This is a genomic window from Tolypothrix sp. VBCCA 56010 (genome assembly GCF_050875635.1).
Taxonomy (GTDB): domain Bacteria; phylum Cyanobacteriota; class Cyanobacteriia; order Cyanobacteriales; family Nostocaceae; genus Hassallia.
The window spans coordinates 1-241 of record NZ_JBPAOH010000517.1; the positions used below are offsets into that span (position 1 = coordinate 1).

A 241-nucleotide genomic window follows, 5' to 3' on the forward strand; every position below is an offset into this window, starting at 1 on the left:
GCATAGCAACTCGGTCAGGAGCGTCGCTTTTAGCCCCGATGGCAAAACCTTGGCTTCTGGCAGTGATGACAACACCATCAAACTCTGGGATGTGGCTACAGGCAAACTTTCGCAAACCCTGACTGGGCATAGCAACTCGGTCAGGAGCGTCGCTTTTAGCCCCGATGGCAAAACCTTGGCTTCTGGCAGTGATGACAACACCATCAAACTCTGGGATGTGGCTACAGGCAAACTTTCGCAA

At 52.7% G+C, this 241-nt stretch carries 1 pseudogene; it reads left to right on the forward strand.

The window, feature by feature from the left end:
- A pseudogene (locus AABK37_RS42180) lies at positions 1-241 on the forward strand (WD40 repeat domain-containing protein); the annotation flags it as partial.